Source organism: Desulfovibrio sp. 86 (assembly GCF_902702915.1).
Lineage (GTDB): Bacteria > Desulfobacterota > Desulfovibrionia > Desulfovibrionales > Desulfovibrionaceae > Desulfovibrio.
Genome location: NZ_LR738849.1, coordinates 964,972 through 982,095 on the forward strand (window position 1 = coordinate 964,972; position 17,124 = coordinate 982,095).

A 17,124-nucleotide genomic window follows, 5' to 3' on the forward strand; every position below is an offset into this window, starting at 1 on the left:
AACGGCGCTCACGTCCTGGCGACGGGCATGTGCGCGCACAGCCGCCAGAGCAGTTTCAAAGTAAAAATGCTCTGACACATATATAAAAATGGGCGGGGGCTTGAGTTTCCGTTCGTTTCCCGTCCAGGCAATACCCGCTGTGGGTCAAGGCCATTCCCCTACGGGCGGGTTTTTTTTCGTCAGCCAGCAAGTGCAAACGTCTGGCTGCTGGCCACAAGCGGCAGTAACAAGGCACGAGGACCGTATGGACAAGGATCGCAAGGAAGCCCTGCAGGTGGCCAAGGAACTGACCGCCAAATTCATTGAAACGCGCACGGTTTCCCCCGGTAACTTTGCCGAGGTTTTTCCTTCGGTCTACCGGGTGGTTTGCGCCGCCATCGGCGTTGATGCGGATCAGGACAACAAGGGAAAATAAGTGGATTCTTCTCGGCATTTTCGGCAGGAAGACGGGCACGCCCCGGCCGCCGCGCCGCAACAGGCTCCCCGGCCTGCCCATGACGTGGCCGTGGCCGGCATGTTTGGCCGTATTGTACGCTTTTACGACCTGCTGAACCGCGTTCTCAGCCTGGGCCTTGACCAGTACTGGCGCAAGGTGCTGGCCCGCAACGTTCGCCTGGGCGATACGGGCGTTGTGCTGGATCTGGCCGCTGGCACGCTGGATGTTTCCCTGGCCATACGCCGCCAGCACCCCACGGCCCTCGTGCCCGCGCTGGATTTCTGCCCGCCCATGCTGGTGCAGGGCAGCCGCAAGCTCAAGGGAGAAAACGCCCGGCGCATCCTGCCTGTGGCGGCTGACGCCAAGCGCCTGCCCCTGCCCGACGCTTCGGTGGATTGCCTGACCATAGCCTTTGGCATCCGCAACATCATCCCGCGCGAAGCGGCCTTTGCCGAAATGCTGCGCGTGCTGCGCCCCGGCGGACGGGCCTGCATTCTTGAATTCGGCTCCGGGCGGGAGCGCATCTGGGGCGGGCTGTACAACCTGTACCTGAATTTTCTGCTGCCCCGCGTTGGCCGCCTGTTTTCCAAAGACCCTGCGGCCTACGGCTACCTGGCCGACACCATCCGCGCCTTTCCTTCGGCTGTCGAGCTGGAAAAGGAGCTGCGCAAGGCCGGGTTTTCCAAAGCGTGGCACCAGAAGCTCACGTCGGGCATCGTATGCCTGCATGTGGGAGAAAAGGCGCGCTAGCTGCCGCCAACGCGGTCGCCAAAGAGGCTGGGCGGTTGCCAGCGCGGCTGCCCCGCTACGTGGCAAGCCGTACAAGCAGCAGGCCCAGAGCCAGAGCCGCCAGTCCCACCACGCGCAGGCGGCTTTCGGGCAAAGGCAGCAATTGCAGCAAAGCGCGGCGCATGCCGCCGGGAAACAAGGTCCAGCACAGGCCCTCGAGCACAATGGCAAGACCCAGGGCGCGTAAAAAGAGTCCAATATTAAAGTCCATGCTTTTCTTGGTGACGAAAAAAGCTTGTTTTGTAAAGGAATGAAATTATGGTGACATTCGAGGCTCTGCAGCAAGGCAAGGAAACGCTGGCCGTGGTTGGCCTGGGCTATGTGGGGCTGCCCCTGGCCGTTGCCCTTTCGCGCCACATGAAGGTGCTGGGATTTGACATCAGCGCCCAGCGCGTCAAGGAACTGCAGGACGGTCATGACCGCACCCGCGAGGTGGACGATGGCAAACTGCAGGCCGCCGACGTGCGCTACACCTGCGACCCCGCCGAACTCAAGCAGGCTGCCGTCATCATTGTGGCCGTGCCCACGCCCATTGACGGCCACCGCTCCCCTGACCTCACCCCCGTGGTAGGCGCCAGCAAAACCGTTGGCCAGAACATGAGCAGGGGCTGCGTCGTGGTGTACGAGTCCACCGTCTACCCCGGCCTTACCGAAGAAATCTGCGTGCCCATCCTTGAGCGCGAATCCGGGCTTGCCTTTGGCAAGGACTTCACCATCGGCTATTCGCCGGAACGCATCAATCCCGGCGACAAGGTGCATACCCTCGAAACCATCACCAAGGTCGTTTCCGGCTCCGACGGCCCCACCGCCGACCTGCTGGTCAAGGTGTACGGCTCCGTCGTCACGGCGGGCATTCACCGCGCCTCCAGCATCAAGGTGGCCGAGGCCGCCAAGGTTATCGAAAACACCCAGCGCGACCTCAATATCGCCCTCATGAACGAGCTTGCCATCATCTTCGGCCGCCTGGGCATCGACACCCTTGAAGTGCTGGAAGCCGCAGGCAGCAAGTGGAACTTCCTGCCCTTCCGTCCCGGCCTCGTGGGCGGACACTGCATCGGCGTGGACCCCTACTACCTCACCTACAAGGCCGAGGAACTGGGCTATCACCCCGAAGTCATACTGGCGGGCCGCCGCATCAACGACAATATGGGCAAATACGTGGCCGAATGCACGGTCAAGCGCCTTATCAAGAGCGGCCGCGTCATCAGCGGCGCGCGCGTGGGCATCTTTGGCTTCACCTTCAAGGAAAACGTGCCCGACCTGCGCAACACCCGCGTGGTGGACGTCATCCGTGAGCTTGAAGACTACGGGGTGCAGGTGCTGGTCAGCGACGCCGAGGCCGATCCCGCCGAAGCCCTGCACGAATACGGCCAGATTCTGCTGCCGCAGAAAGACCTGCGCAATCTGGACGCCGTGATCCTGGCCGTGGGGCACAGCGCCTACAAGGCCCTGACCCCCGAAGCAATCAAGAGTCTCTTTGCCCAGCCGGACAAGGCCGTGGTGCTGGACGTGAAAAGCTTCTTCGACCCCGCCGCCATGAGCGGCGCGGGCATAGACTACTGGAGGCTGTGAGCCGCGTGAGCCTGCTTGTCTGCGCCGCCACCGGCCCGGAACTGGCGGGCCTTTTGCCGGACTTTGCGCCGCCTCTGACGGCTGACGCCAAATCCGGCAGCGCAGCTGCCGCCCAATCTGGAGGGAACAGCGCAGCTGCCGCCCCCACGGACTGGCCCGAAATGCAACTGTGGCCGGTACGGCTCAAGGCAGTGAGCGCCCTGTGCTGCATCACGGGCATCGGCCCCATCAACGCGGCCCTGGCCATGGGCCATGTCCTGAGCCGCGCAGAAGCGGAAGGCACCCCCGTAAGCGCGGTGCTGAACGCGGGTCTGGCAGGCGCATTTGACCTTGAAGTGCGGCCCCTGCTTTCGCACTGCCTTGTTCGGGAAGAAATCTGGCCCGAATACGGCCTGCATGACGGCCAAAGCGTCACAGCCGGGGCCTTTGGCTTTCCGCAGTGGCAGCCCCCGCAGGGCGAAGCCGTGCGCGACCGTCTGACGCTGTCCGGCGTGGAGGCTCTGGCCCCCTTTGGCGGCAAATGCGCCAAAGACGCTCTGTCTGACTGCCGTTCGCTCACCGTGGCGGGCGTCAGCGCCAGTTTTGCCAGAGCGGCGGATCTGCGGAGCAGGTATCAGGCCGATCTTGAAAATATGGAAGGCTTTGCCGTGGCATATGCCTGCGCACGCCAGGGGATTCCCTGTGTGGAAGTACGCAGCGTGTCCAACAAGGTGGGGCCGCGCGCCAGGGAAGAAAAAGATTTTCCCGGCGCCCTGCGCGCACTGGCACAGGTGCTGCCCGCCCTTAACCTCATCTGAGTAGCGACATGATTCAACTCAAAGCACGCCTCGCCCTGGAACTGCCAGCCATCAACCGCGCTCTGGACAAGGCCGTGGACACATTGCCCGAACCCGTCCGCCCCATAACCCGCCATATTTTTCAGGCTGGCGGCAAGCGTTTGCGGCCCCTGCTCACCGTGCTCACGGCGCGATTGCTGGGCAACGGCAATGAAGATATCGTGGATTTGGCCGTCACCCTTGAAATGCTGCACGCCGCCACCCTGCTGCACGACGATGTGCTGGACAATGCCGTAAGCCGCCGGGGCAAACCTGCGGCCCACACGCTCTACAACGTCTCCAGCGTCATTCTGGCGGGCGACGCCTTGCTTGCCGGGGCCAACGCCCTGGTGGCCCAACGAGGCGACCCGCGCCTTTCGCGCTGTTTTTCCGAGGCCACAAGCCGCACGGCGGCGGGCGAGATTCTCGAAATCGCGGCCCAGGGCCGGGTGGACACCAGCGCCGATCAGTATGAGGAAATGGTGCGCGGCAAGACGGCATGGCTTATCCGCGCCGCCTGTGAGATGGGCGCGCTGGCTGCCGGGGCCGATGTTGCCGCCGTGGCCGCTGCCGCCACCTATGGCGAAAACCTGGGCATGGCCTTTCAGATGGTGGACGACGCGCTGGACTTCGCCCCAGAAAGCGCCACGGGCAAGCCCACGGGCGGCGACGTGCGCGAGGGCAAGCTGACCCCGCCCCTGCGCCTCTACCGCGAAAGCCTGAACGCGGCCGACCGCAAGAGCTTTGACGCGGCCTTTAGCAGCCTGAGCATGACCGAGGCCGACGCCGAGGCCATTGCCCTGCGCATACGCGAAGCGGGTTTTGACGCCGCCGTGCGCAAACAGGCCGACACATTTCTTGACGCGGCAAGGCGTGCTCTTGACAGCCTGCCCGACAAGCCGGAGCGCAAGGTCATGTACTACATGGCCGACTATGTGCGCGACAGAAAGAAATAAGCTGTAACCTCACGAGGAAGCACCAATGCTCTACCGGGTGGAAACCGGCCTGCACGCCGGACTGGACGATACGCAGGGTCGCAAGACGGCCCAGCACCTGCTCAAAGCCCTTAACCTTTCCACGGGTTCCGTGCGTCAGATCAAGGTCTTTACGGCCGAGGGCCTCAGCGAGGCCCAGGTCAGACGGCTGCTGGATGAAGGCATCTGGCATGACCCCATCCTGCAGGCTGCCTCTCTTGAGCCTCTGCCCGCTGGCCAGCCCGAACCGGACTGGTATGTGGAAGTGGGCTTTCGCCCCGGCGTGACGGACAACGAGGCCCGCACCGCGCGCGACACCGCCGCCATGGTGCTGGACATCCCGCGTGACAGCCTGCGCGTCTACACCGCCGTGCAGCACCGCATCGTCAATGATCCCGCCGCTCCCCTGACCCGCGAGCAGGTGGACATGCTGGCCCGCGACCTACTCTGCAACACGCTCATCCAGCGCTACCGCATCAAGAGCCGTGAAGAATGGCAGGCCAGCCCCGGCTTTGAAGCGCAAGCCGCGCAGGTCACCGGCGAAGCCAATGACACGGTGGACACCATCACCCTGTCCGGCATGAGCGACGACGACCTCACCCAGGCCAGCCGCGCCAATACCTGGGCGCTGAACCTCAAGGAAATGCACAGCATCCGCGAGCAGTTCACCGCCCCCGACGAAGTGGCGCGCCGCAAGGCCCTGGGCCTGCCCGGCGACCCCACTGACGTGGAAATGGAAGTGCTGGCCCAGACCTGGTCCGAGCACTGCAAACACAAGATTTTCGCCTCGCGCATTGACTATGTCGATGCGGATACGGGCCGCCGCGAAGTGGTGGACAACCTGTACAAAACCTGCATCCGCGACGCCACGGCCATCTTGCGCGAGCGCATGGGCGTAAATGACTACTGCAAGTCCGTGTTCAAGGACAATGCGGGCGTCATCGCCTTTATCAACGGCTACGACGCCTGCATCAAGGTGGAAACGCACAACAGCCCTTCGGCCCTTGACCCCTACGGCGGCGCGCTTACGGGCATTGTGGGCGTCAACCGCGACCCCATGGGCACGGGCATGGGCGCGGAACTTGTCTGCAACACGGACGTGTTCTGCTTTGCCTCGCCCTTTTACGACAAAGCCCTGCCCCCGCGCCTGCTGCACCCCCGCCGCGTGCTGGAAGGCGTGCGCGAAGGCGTGGAGCACGGCGGCAACAAGTCCGGCATTCCCACGGTCAACGGCTCACTGGTTTTTGACGAGCGCTATCTGGGCAAGCCGCTGGTCTACTGCGGCACGGTGGGCGTGATTCCGGCCGAAATCCACGGCCGCCCCGGCTGGTTCAAAAAGGCCGAAACCGGCGACTTCATCGTCATGACCGGCGGGCGCATCGGCAAGGACGGCATCCACGGGGCCACCTTCTCTTCCGAAGAGCTGCATGAAGGCTCCCCTGCCACTGCCGTGCAGATCGGCGACCCCATCACCCAGCGCAAGATGTACGACTTCATCATGCGCGCCCGCGACCTTGGCCTCTACCACGCCATTACCGACAACGGCGCTGGCGGTCTGTCCTCTTCCGTGGGCGAAATGGCCGAAGACACGGGCGGCTGCGTGCTGGACATCGCCAAGGCCCCCCTCAAGTACGACGGACTGCGCCCCTGGGAAATCCTGCTCTCCGAAGCGCAGGAACGCATGACCCTGGCCGTGCCGCCCGAAAAGCTGGACGAATTCATGGAACTGGCCGCCCGTATGGACGTGGAAGCCACGGCCCTCGGCACGTTCACCGAATCCGGCTACTTCGAGGTGCGCTACAATGACCGCATCGTGGCCTCCATGCCCATGCAGTTCATGCACGAGGGCGTGCCCCAGCTTGAACTGGAAGCCGAGTGGAAGGCTCCTGAAATCAAGGAAATCAGCGTGGATGTGGCCGACGCGGATCAGGGCGCTTTTCTCAAGCGCATGCTGAGCCGCCTCAACATCTGCTCCAAGGAATACATCATCCGCCAGTACGACCACGAAGTGCGCGGCGGCAGCGTCATCAAGCCTCTGGTGGGCGTCAAGCGCGACGGCCCGGCTGACGCGGGCGTGCTGCGCCCCCTGCTGGAATCCGACGCCGGGCTTGTGATTTCCCACGGCATCTGCCCCAAGTTCAGCGATTACGACACCTACTGGATGATGGCCAACGCCATGGACGAGGCCATACGCAATGCCGTGGCCGTGGGTGCGGACCCCGACGCCCTGGCCGGGGTGGACAACTTCTGCTGGTGCGACCCTGTGGTCAGCCCCTCCAATCCTGACGGCCGCTACAAGCTGGCCCAGCTTGTGCGCGCCTGCCGCGCCCTGCGCCAGTTCAGCCTTGCCTTCGGCGTGCCCTGCATTTCCGGCAAGGACTCTATGAAGAACGACTACACCGGCGGCGGCGAGCGTATTTCCATCCCGCCCACGGTGCTGTTCTCTGTTCTTGGCGTCATCCGCAACGTCACCGCCACCCAGACGTCGGACTTCAAGAAAGCCGGCGACTACATCTACCTGATGGGCGGCACCTGGAACGAAATGGCGGGCAGCGAGGCCGCTGACGAACTGGGCCTCAAGGGCGGCCATGTGCCCCATGTGGACGCCGCCTCCGCCATGGCGCGCTACCGCGCGGTTTCCGCCCTTATGGGCCAGCGGGCCATCTCGGCCTGCCACGACTGCTCGGACGGCGGCCTGGCCGTGGCCCTGGCTGAAATGTGCATCGGCGGCCGCCTGGGCGCGGAACTCGACCTGGACGCCGTACACGCCATGCAGTGCATGAACACGACGGAACTGCTGTACAGCGAGAGCGCCAGCCGCCTGCTTGTGAGCGTCAAGCCCGAACTGGCCATGATCTTTGACGCCTTTGGGCAGTGGCAGCTCTGCTCTCGCGTGGGCGTGGTCACCGCCGACAGCCGCCTGACCATCAAGTCCGGCGACAGCGTCATCGCCAACGAAGACGTGGAAGATCTTGCGCGCGCCTTCAAGGTCACGCTGGACTGGTAGCACAACCCCAAACTGCGCGAATATGGAAATGCCGCTGGCTGTGACCAGCGGCATTTCCTGTATAATAAATATCCCCCGGCATAGCCGGGGGTTTTTCATATGCGCCTGTAAGGCTCTCTTACCAGCTGCGCCCTAGCAGGCGCATGCACGATCTGACATTTGCATTTCTGTTACTTGCGGCCCGTAAACGGGCTTCCAGGGTATGGAAGGCTCAACTGATCACCGAGCTTATCTCTGTCAGTTGTTTCTTTATATAGTCTTGAATTTTTGCAGTATTTTTACCCACGGTATCTACATAAAACCCACGACACCAAAACTCACGGCTGCGGTATTTAAACTTGAGATCGCCAAATTGCTCATAGAGCATTAAACTACTTTTACCTTTTAAGTACCCCATAAAACTCGACACACTTATTTTCGGGGGTATCTCAAGTAGCATGTGGATATGGTCAGGGCAGCATTCTGCTTCTAATATTTTTACATCTTTCCACTCACACAGCTTACGCAAAATATCACCTACCGCTCGCCTTTTCTCTCCATAAAATACTTGTCTGCGATATTTGGGGGCAAAGACGATGTGATATTTACAGTTCCACTTTGTGTGAGCTAAACTTTTTGCGTCACCCATTGTGACCTCCTTTTGATTTGTTTCTTTTGCAGTTGCCAGACCGCAAGTTGTTGTAACAAATCAAAAGGAGTTTTGCTGACGTGCTTAAAGCTTTAAGCTTTACGGAACCCCCCGCCTAGCGGGGGGTTTTCTACATACAATAAATATCCCCCGGCATAGCCGGGGGTTTTTCATATGCGCCTGTAAGGCTCTCTTACCAGCTGCGCCCTAGCAGGCGCATGCACGATCTGACATTTGCATTTCTGTTACTTGCGGCCCGTAAACGGGCTTCCAGGGTATGGAAGGCTCAACTGATCACCGAGCTTATCTCTGTCAGTTGTTTCTTTATATAGTCTTGAATTTTTGCAGTATTTTTACCCACGGTATCTACATAAAACCCACGACACCAAAACTCACGGCTGCGGTATTTAAACTTGAGATCGCCAAATTGCTCATAGAGCATTAAACTACTTTTACCTTTTAAGTACCCCATAAAACTCGACACACTTATTTTCGGGGGTATCTCAAGTAGCATGTGGATATGGTCAGGGCAGCATTCTGCTTCTAATATTTTTACATCTTTCCACTCACACAGCTTACGCAAAATATCACCTACCGCTCGCCTTTTCTCTCCATAAAATACTTGTCTGCGATATTTGGGGGCAAAGACGATGTGATATTTACAGTTCCACTTTGTGTGAGCTAAACTTTTTGCGTCACCCATTGTGACCTCCTTTTGATTTGTTTCTTTTGCAGTTGCCAGACCGCAAGTTGTTGTAACAAATCAAAAGGAGTTTTGCTGACGTGCTTAAAGCTTTAAGCTTTACGGAACCCCCCGCCTAGCGGGGGGTTTTCTACATACAATAAATATCCCCCGGCATAGCCGGGGGTTTTTCATATGCGCCTGTAAGGCTCTCTTACCAGCTGCGCCCTAGCAGGCGCATGCACGATCTGACATTTGCATTTCTGTTACTTGCGGCCCGTAAACGGGCTTCCAGGGTATGGAAGGCTCAACTGATCACCGAGCTTATCTCTGTCAGTTGTTTCTTTATATAGTCTTGAATTTTTGCAGTATTTTTACCCACGGTATCTACATAAAACCCACGACACCAAAACTCACGGCTGCGGTATTTAAACTTGAGATCGCCAAATTGCTCATAGAGCATTAAACTACTTTTACCTTTTAAGTACCCCATAAAACTCGACACACTTATTTTCGGGGGTATCTCAAGTAGCATGTGGATATGGTCAGGGCAGCATTCTGCTTCTAATATTTTTACATCTTTCCACTCACACAGCTTACGCAAAATATCACCTACCGCTCGCCTTTTCTCTCCATAAAATACTTGTCTGCGATATTTGGGGGCAAAGACGATGTGATATTTACAGTTCCACTTTGTGTGAGCTAAACTTTTTGCGTCACCCATTGTGACCTCCTTTTGATTTGTTTCTTTTGCAGTTGCCAGACCGCAAGTTGTTGTAACAAATCAAAAGGAGTTTTGCTGACGTGCTTAAAGCTTTAAGCTTTACGGAACCCCCCGCCTAGCGGGGGGTTTTCTACATACAAAAAGCCCCGCAGGCATGTTGCCTGCGGGGCTTGATATTGCTGCCAAACCATGCGTTTACGGGGGGTCTTCAGGGTGTGCAGCCGCGAAGAGATTGCCTGTGAGCCGCATGCGGCTGGCGGAAAGCGCGTCAGTCGTCAGGGCCCTGTACCTTTGCGAAACTACATTCTCAAAGTTTACGGCACGCCCACATTGGCCGCTCAAGAACGAAAAAATCGCGCCTGCGCCACGCCAGTGGACGTCTGCTTACGCAGCCGCCTGAACAATCTCGCCTGAAATGCTCCAGACCAGATCACTTTTGAAATGCGTCGCATCTCAAAAGTAAAATGCTCTAGTTGGTAACCTCGCCATCAGGACGCTGCGGGGCCCTCTGCGGGGCTCGCTGCTGCGCCTCAGGACGCTTGCCGTTGGGACGCGCCACCTTGGCGCCCTTGGGCTGCTTGCCGTTGGGGCCGGCCATCTGGTCGTTGCGCGGCCCCTTGTTGCCGGGGCGCCCAACCTGGGGAGCCTTGCCGTTCTTTGCGCCGGCATGCTGGCCATAGGCGCTGCCCTTGGCGGCTTTTTTGGGCGCGGGCTTGACGTTGTGCCCGGCCTTGGGAGCCTTGGGCGCCTTGGTGGCCTTGAGGCCCTTGGCGTCCTTCTTGTGCGGGGCGGGGGCGTTCATGCCCTGGCCGCCGTTGTACTGCTGGTCATTGCGGGCCACAAGCATGACGCCCGGAGCATTGCCGGAAACGTCCGCGTTTGCCTGAACCGGAGCCCCGATCCACAGGGCCGCGGCAAGGGTGCACAACCCCAAAGGCCGCCAGAGATTTTGCATGGTCATAATGGTATCCTCCTTAAAGGGCACACAGCCCTGAGTTTCCATATGCCTATGCGTTCCCGGACGCAAGAGGTCTTTGCGAATTACCCGTCTTCAGACTGAAACTATTACTCTTTTTTTAATATTTTTTTTAAAATTCCGAGCTGTTTTCGGTGTCGGCGGCCAGGCGCAACGCGGGGGCCCCAAGACCATCCGCATGCGCGGCCCGCCCCAGGGCGTCGGCTTCGGGACGCACATATCCGCGTCCCTCGACCACATACAGCTTGGCTGGCATATCCCGCCCCGCCACTCTGACCGTCACGGCCCTGCGCGGCAGCACCAGACGCTCCATACGCTGACAGCGCAGCCCCAGGGTATGGGTGTGCCGCACCACGGCACGGCTTACGGCGTCTTCATCCCCCACAAGGCACAGCACGCGCAGCAAGCCTGAAGGACGGTTTTTCTTGCCCGTTCCCGGCAGCCACAGGACATCCAGCACTTCGGGCATGTCGGCCAGAGCCGTGAGGGCCTGACCAAGCTCTTCGCCGGTAAGGTGGTCAATATGGGTTTCAAGCTGGCTGACCAGTTCGCGCCCGCCACGGCCATGATCTGCCTGGGGGGCCGCCTCCAGCAGCCAGACCCGCAGGCCCGAGGCGGCCGGACGTGAGCCATAGCCCGTGCCCATGGCCCTGAGGGTGCCGCTGGGGGCTCCGGTAAATTCGTCCGTCAGGGCATGCAGCAACGCCGCCCCGGTGGGGGTGATCAGTTCTTCGCGCGCATCGGTGGCGTACACGGGCTTGTCGCGCAAAAGCCAGGCCGTGGCGGGCGCGGGCAGGGGAATACGCCCGTGCGCGCAGTCAATGCTGCCCGAAAACCAGGGCAGGGACGAGGCCGTGATCCGGCGCGCGCCCAGTTGCGCAAGGCCATAGCACACGCCAAGGATGTCCACCAGGGTGTCCACTGCACCCACTTCATGAAAATGCACCTTTTCAGGAGCTATCTGGTGGGCGTGAGCCTCGGCCAGGGTCAGGGCGTCCAGTACGGACAGGGCGCGCTGGCGCACAGCGGCGGGCAGTTCCACGGCATTGAAGATGGCGGCGATGTCCGCCGGGTGACGCAGGGGCTGCCCTTCATGCCGCCAGCGCACGTCAACGCAACGGCCAGGGCCGGCCGCCCTGACTTCTTCGCGCACCTCAAGCTCACAGGGCACGCCCGCCTTTTCTAGAGCCGCCGTGAGGGGGCCAAAATCCACGCCAAGATGGGCCAGGGCCGCCAGGGTCATGTCGCCGCTGATGCCGCCGCCGCAATCCAGATATACTTCCATACGCACCTGATATCCGCCGCCGGGCGCGCCGGAAATACCCTGGCGCGCACTTGTGCAGCATCCGTTTGTTGTTGTATAAACAGAAAAAGGCCGCTGTACACGGCGGCCGCAGAACCATCAAACCGCATCGAAAAGCCGGAGGGTAGCATGCCTGTTCAGAACTGGATGACCACCGATGTTGTCAGCGTCACCCCGGAGACGTCTCTGCTCAAGGTCGGCAAACTTATGAAGGACCATCACGTCCGCCGTTTGCCCGTTCTTGATGATGCGGGACGTGTCGTTGGCATTATCTCTGACCGTGACGTGCGTGACGCCTCTCCCTCCAAGGCCACCACGCTCGACATGTATGAAATGCACTACCTGCTGGCCGAGCTGAAAGCCAAAAACATTATGACTGCTAACCCCCTTACCGTCAAACCTTCCGACACGGTGGAGCAGGCCGCCCTGCTCATGCTTGACCACAAGGTCGGCGGACTGCCGGTGGTGGAAGAAAACGGAACGCTGGTAGGCATCATTTCTGACCACGACGTTTTCAAGGCTCTGGTGGACATCACCGGCGCACGCCTTGGCGGTCTTCAGTTCGCCATCGAACTGCCGGATCAGCCGGGCACGGCGCGCCCTATCTTTGACGTGCTGCGCGCTCACAACGCGCGCCTGCTGTCGGTACTTACCAAAAGCAATGACGATGGCAATCGTCACCTTTTCATACGAGTGCGTGATCTCAGCAATAAAGCCGCTGAAGACAGCCTTATGGAAGAAGTTGCAAAGCTTGGCCGAGTGCTGTATTGCATCCGTCAAGATGGTTGAGTCAAGAGATCGGGATTCGATTATTGTATTGAGATGACTAAGAAAAAAATTTGACTAGATCGGTGGGGCAGACCAAAAAAACGAGCCAGGGCTTGCCATCAAAATTTTTTTATGGCATAAAGGCATTCGTTGTGATTGCATTACGCTTTCGCGCCCCATCGGAGGAATTCGGCCGGGTACCCCCCGGTTGGCTGCGCCTGGAGCATCTTGCTCCGGCGAGGTGAGTACTATCTGTCCAAGGAGGACACACGCATGGCTGAGATCACCTATAAAGGTAAAAGCTTTGAAGTTGACGAAGACGGTTTCCTTCTGCGTTTTGACGACTGGTGCCCCGAATGGATGGATTATGTGAAAGAATCCGAAGGCATCTCTGAAATCACTGCCGACCACCAGAAGATTCTTGACTTCCTGCAGGATTACTACAAGAAGAACGGCATCGCTCCCATGGTCCGCATTCTGTCCAAGAACACCGGGTACAAGCTGAAGGAAGTTTACGAACTGTTCCCCTCCGGCCCCGGCAAAGGCGCATGCAAGATGGCCGGCCTGCCCAAGCCCACCGGCTGCGTGTAGTCCGAGCCGTTACATTTCGGAAAAAAAGCGGAAGGGAAACCTTCCGCTTTTTATTTTCCACACGGCCCCCCCTTTTTGTTGAGATTTGAAGTTGAAAGTTGAAAGCTGAGAATATATTTTCCCATAAGGTTCGCCACGCTCATTGCCATCTGCCCGTTACGGCGCGCAGACGCACGGATAACTGCTCCGCCCTTCGGCGAGATCCAGATGGCGCACCGAAGCAGCTTCAAAAAAACACGCTCTACAATCCAGCATATTTGCAACATACAATTGTTTGTTTGTAAAATGTCTTCTCATCCACCATTTCAGGCGTACAGCCCCCGTCCGCATACTTCGCAGCCCGCCGCACCCGGCGCTTTGGACGCGCACTTTACGCCGAAGCAAAAAAACGGTATCGCCCTGCCATGAAAATTCGTCTGTCATGGAAAAAAATCACTCTCTGGCTGATTGGCATTATACTGATTTGCGGCCTCCTTGGCGGAAGCGGCGTGGTCATGCTCTTTTACTGGGCCTCGCGCGACCTTCCGGACATCAACCGCATAGCAGAGTACAAGCAGCCTCAGGCCACGGTCGTTCTGGCCCGTGACGGCTCGACCCTGGGCACGCTTTTTCATGAAAAGCGCTACGTCATCGGCCTCAAAGAGATGTCGCGGTATCTGCCCATGGCCTTTCTGGCCGCAGAAGACGATGCCTTTTACCGCCACATGGGCGTGGACCCCACGGCCATTCTGCGCGCGGCCATCAACAATTTTCGCAAGGGACGCCAGGGCGAGGGCGGCAGCACCATCACCCAGCAGCTTATCAAGCAGCTCCTGCTGACCTCCGAGCGCAGCTATACCCGCAAGATGAAAGAGGCCATTCTGGCCTATGATCTGGAAAAAACCTATACCAAGGACCAGATACTCACCATCTATCTCAATCAGATATACCTCGGTGAACACGCCTATGGCGTGGAGGCCGCCGCGCGCACCTACTTTGGCAAGCACGCCTCGGACATCACGCTGGCGGAGAGCGCCGTTATCGCCGGGCTGCCCAAGGCTCCCAGCACATACAATCCCTTCCGCAGGCCAGAAGAGGCCAAGAGCCGGCAAATGTACGTGCTTGGGCGCTTGCGCGACCTCAAATGGATCACCAACGAAGAATACGAAAAAGCCATTGCCGAGCCTCTGGTCTACTGGAGCATGCCCGAGGGCATGGGCGGCGCGGCCCAGTGGTATCTTGAAGAAGCCCGCCGCCTGCTCATAGAATTTTTTACGGAACAGAACCTCAAGGCCCTTGGCGTGGAAACCGACAAAGCTGGCGCGGACTACGTGTACGAAGCCGGGCTCACCGTGCATACCGCCATGGAGCCTGCCCATCAGTACGCGGCAGGAGCCGCCCTGCGTCAGGGTCTGGAAGAACTGGACAAACGCCAGGGCTGGCGTGGCCCCCTGGAAAAGCTGGATGCCGAAAAGCAGAAAAGCTTGCTTGCCCAAAAGAGCTTCAGCCCGATGGATCTCGCTGGCGACAGTTGGGTCAAGGCCGTCGTGACCCAGGTGGAAGCCAAGGAAGCGCGCGTGAGCCTGGGTCAGGGGTATACGGGCGTCATCCCCGTGGCCGACATGTCCTGGGCGCGTAAGCCCAATCCCAAGGTGGCGGGCATCTATGCTCCCGCCGTCAAGGACGCCAAACTGGTGCTCAGCCCTGGCGACCTCATCTGGGTGTCCGCCGCTGAAACCACCATTGTGGAAACAGGGGCCAAGGGCCGCAAAGAAAAGAAAACCCAGCCCTTTGACCCCAGCACGGCCAAAAAAGGCACGCCCATTCCCCTGCTCCTGCAGCAGGAACCGGCGGTGCAGGGCGCCATTGCCTCAGTGGAGGCTGAAAACGGCGACGTGGTGGCCCTCATCGGCGGTTACCAGTTCGGCGACAGCCACTTTAACCGCGCAACCCAGGCCCGCCGCCAGCCCGGTTCCAGTTTCAAGCCCGTGGTCTATTCCACGGCGCTGGACATGGGCTTCACCGCGCTCTCGACAGTGCTGGACGCGCCCTTTGTGTATGTGAACCCCTATACCAACGAGGTATGGCGGCCCTCCAACTACGAAAAGAACTACAAGGGCGAACTGCCCCTGCATACTGCCCTCGCGCTGTCGCGCAACACGTGCACCGTGCGCATAGCCCAGCAGGTGGGCATTGCCAACGTCATCCAGCGGGCCAAGGCCCTGGGCCTTGAACCCCACTTCCCGCAGGAACTTTCGGTCAGCCTGGGCGCTGTGGCGGTTTCGCCCCTCAACCTCACCCAGGCATACGCGGCCTTTGCCAACAAGGGCCTGGGCGTGCGCCCGCGCATCATCACCTCCATCACCGATCCCAAGGGCCGCGTGCTCTACCGGCAGGATGTGGAGCAATGGCAGGCCCTCAGCCCGCAGAACGCCTATATGATGGCTACCCTGCTCAAGCAGGTGGTCAACGCGGGCACAGGCAGCCGCGCCAAGGTTCCGGGGTACAATATCGCCGGAAAAACCGGCACCACCAACGATGAGCACGATGCCTGGTTTGTGGGCTTTTCTCCCCATCTGGTCACGGGCATCTATGTGGGCTACGACCAGTTGCAGAGCCTGGGCCGCCTTGAACAGGGCGGGCGCACCGCCGCACCCATCTTCCGCGCCTATCGCGTGGAAGTGGAAGACCGCTACCCTGCCGACGACTTCGTCATGCCCGAAGGCATTGTCATGAAGGACGGCCTCGCCTTCCGCACCGACATGCCCATAGAGGGCACTTCGGCCACGTCCCCCTCCACCGAGGACGACACCGTGGTGGACACCTCACAGGGCGGCGAAGACCTCATGCGCCAGATGTTCTGATTTTTTGGCCTGATTTTTAACACCAGGGGCCGGACAACCGGCCCCTTTTCACGCTACGGCGCCCACCGCCGCAACACAAAGGAAATGCATGATTCCCTATGGTTCTCTTGTTGTTTACGTGACGCCCAAGGGCCGCCGCTACACCAAACGCCTGGTCGAAGACCAGAACTGGCACAGCAACGACGGCACCCTGTTGGCCTCTGATGTGACCACCTGCGATTTCGGCAGTGTGGTGTACACCAATCAGCAGGTGCCCATACAGGTGATGGAAGCCACCCTTTACGACCGCCTCAAGACCCTCAAACGCCAGACGCAGATTATATATCCCAAGGATATCGCATATATCTGCCTGCGCCTTGGCGCTGGCCCCGGCCGCACCATCATCGAGGCCGGGTGTGGTTCCGGCGGCCTGACCACCGGTCTTTCATGGTTCTGCGGCCCCACAGGGCGCGTTGTCAGCCATGAGGCGCGCGAGGAATTCATGGCCCTGGCCCGCAAGAACCTCGAATGGGCGGGCGTGGGCGACAACGTGGAACTGCACAACCGCGACGTGGCCCAGGGCTTTGCCGTCACTGGCGCGGACGCCCTCTTTCTGGACGTGCGTACCCCCTGGGAATACCTCGAACACGCGGTGGCGGCCGTGCGCCCCGGCGCAAGCTTCGGCTTTCTGCTGCCCACCGTGGATCAGGTCAGCAAGCTTTTGCTCGGCCTTGAGCGCGGCCCCTTTGCTGATGTTGAAGTCTGCGAGATCCTCATCCGCCGCTGGAAGCCCATTGCTGACCGCCTGCGCCCCGAAGACCGCATGACCGCGCATACCGGATTTCTGGTTTTTGCGCGCCAGCAGCAACGCAGCCAGGACTTTGAGTCACGCAAGCCCCTGGGCACGCGCGAGCGTAAGCAGGAGGCCGCACGGCTGGCCCGCCTGGGCCTGGACGGCGAAGCCCCGCAGGACGCCATGTCAGAGGATGATGCGGCGGAGTAAAGTATTTTTACGTTGAAATGCTTTGTGGGGGAGG

Annotated in this window: 13 protein-coding genes and 3 pseudogenes; 10 read left to right on the top strand and 6 right to left on the bottom strand. The window is 59.9% G+C overall.

The genetic code is table 11. The annotated features are described in order from the left end of the window. The first annotated feature begins 244 nt into the window (after positions 1–244). Positions 245–415, top strand: coding sequence for a hypothetical protein (locus DESU86_RS04180; protein WP_179979903.1), 171 nt, complete (start codon positions 245–247; stop codon positions 413–415). Positions 416–499: 84 nt separating this feature from the next. Next, positions 500–1,186, top strand: a complete 687-nt coding sequence (locus DESU86_RS04185) for a ubiquinone/menaquinone biosynthesis methyltransferase (protein WP_179981706.1) — start codon at positions 500–502, stop codon at positions 1,184–1,186. Between the two features lie 55 nt (positions 1,187–1,241). On the opposite strand, the gene DESU86_RS04190 is transcribed toward DESU86_RS04185, so the two are convergent. Then, the gene (locus DESU86_RS04190; RefSeq protein ID WP_179979904.1) at positions 1,242–1,436 is read right to left on the bottom strand and encodes a DUF2065 domain-containing protein; all 195 of its coding nucleotides are present in this window, start codon (positions 1,434–1,436) and stop codon (positions 1,242–1,244) included. Between the two features lie 47 nt (positions 1,437–1,483). Here DESU86_RS04190 and DESU86_RS04195 point away from each other — a divergent pair, with 47 nt between their 5' ends. The 4 genes from DESU86_RS04195 to DESU86_RS04210 are packed head-to-tail and all read left to right on the top strand — an operon-like array spanning position 1,484 to position 7,593. Continuing rightward, positions 1,484–2,797, top strand: coding sequence for a nucleotide sugar dehydrogenase (locus DESU86_RS04195; RefSeq protein WP_179979905.1), 1,314 nt, complete (start codon positions 1,484–1,486; stop codon positions 2,795–2,797). Beyond that, positions 2,794–3,594: a futalosine hydrolase gene (gene mqnB, locus DESU86_RS04200; protein WP_232088253.1), complete on the top strand. Its 801-nt coding sequence runs from the start codon at positions 2,794–2,796 to the stop codon at positions 3,592–3,594. The genes DESU86_RS04195 and mqnB overlap by 4 nt, the downstream gene beginning before the upstream one ends. 8 nt (positions 3,595–3,602) lie before the next feature. Then, positions 3,603–4,568, top strand: a complete 966-nt coding sequence (locus tag DESU86_RS04205; RefSeq protein ID WP_179979906.1) for a polyprenyl synthetase family protein — start codon at positions 3,603–3,605, stop codon at positions 4,566–4,568. 25 nt (positions 4,569–4,593) lie between these two features. Continuing rightward, positions 4,594–7,593, top strand: a complete 3,000-nt coding sequence (locus DESU86_RS04210; protein ID WP_179979907.1) for an AIR synthase-related protein — start codon at positions 4,594–4,596, stop codon at positions 7,591–7,593. 170 nt (positions 7,594–7,763) lie between these two features. Here the strand turns inward: DESU86_RS04210 and tnpA (DESU86_RS04215) are convergent. The 5 genes and pseudogenes from tnpA (DESU86_RS04215) to DESU86_RS04235 all read right to left on the bottom strand — a co-directional run bounded on the left by tnpA (DESU86_RS04215) (position 7,764) and on the right by DESU86_RS04235 (position 11,888). Next, positions 7,764–8,221: pseudogene (tnpA, locus tag DESU86_RS04215) on the bottom strand (IS200/IS605 family transposase). 245 nt (positions 8,222–8,466) lie between these two features. Further along, positions 8,467–8,924 (bottom strand): annotated as a pseudogene (gene tnpA / locus DESU86_RS04220) (IS200/IS605 family transposase). Between the two features lie 245 nt (positions 8,925–9,169). After that, positions 9,170–9,627: pseudogene (gene tnpA, locus DESU86_RS04225) on the bottom strand (IS200/IS605 family transposase). A 469-nt stretch (positions 9,628–10,096) separates the two neighbouring features. Further along, positions 10,097–10,588 carry a hypothetical protein gene (locus tag DESU86_RS04230; protein ID WP_179979908.1) on the bottom strand — a complete coding sequence of 164 codons (492 nt, stop codon included), beginning with the start codon at positions 10,586–10,588 and terminating at the stop codon, positions 10,097–10,099. Positions 10,589–10,715: 127 nt separating this feature from the next. Then, positions 10,716–11,888, bottom strand: a complete 1,173-nt coding sequence (locus DESU86_RS04235) for a LarC family nickel insertion protein (RefSeq protein ID WP_179981708.1) — start codon at positions 11,886–11,888, stop codon at positions 10,716–10,718. Between the two features lie 147 nt (positions 11,889–12,035). On the opposite strand from DESU86_RS04235, the gene DESU86_RS04240 reads away from it, so the two are divergent. From DESU86_RS04240 to DESU86_RS04255, 4 genes are all read left to right on the top strand, one after another. Continuing rightward, positions 12,036–12,695, top strand: a complete 660-nt coding sequence (locus tag DESU86_RS04240; protein WP_179979909.1) for a CBS and ACT domain-containing protein — start codon at positions 12,036–12,038, stop codon at positions 12,693–12,695. 252 nt (positions 12,696–12,947) lie between these two features. Continuing rightward, positions 12,948–13,265 (top strand): TusE/DsrC/DsvC family sulfur relay protein, encoded by a 318-nt coding sequence (locus DESU86_RS04245; RefSeq protein ID WP_012625537.1) that lies wholly within the window; start codon positions 12,948–12,950, stop codon positions 13,263–13,265. A 404-nt stretch (positions 13,266–13,669) separates the two neighbouring features. Beyond that, entirely contained in the window at positions 13,670–16,108 is a 2,439-nt protein-coding gene (locus DESU86_RS04250) for a penicillin-binding protein 1A (RefSeq protein ID WP_179979910.1), read from the top strand. Between the two features lie 88 nt (positions 16,109–16,196). Further along, positions 16,197–17,090, top strand: a complete 894-nt coding sequence (locus tag DESU86_RS04255; protein WP_179979911.1) for a tRNA (adenine-N1)-methyltransferase — start codon at positions 16,197–16,199, stop codon at positions 17,088–17,090. The last annotated feature ends 34 nt before the right edge of the window (positions 17,091–17,124 follow it).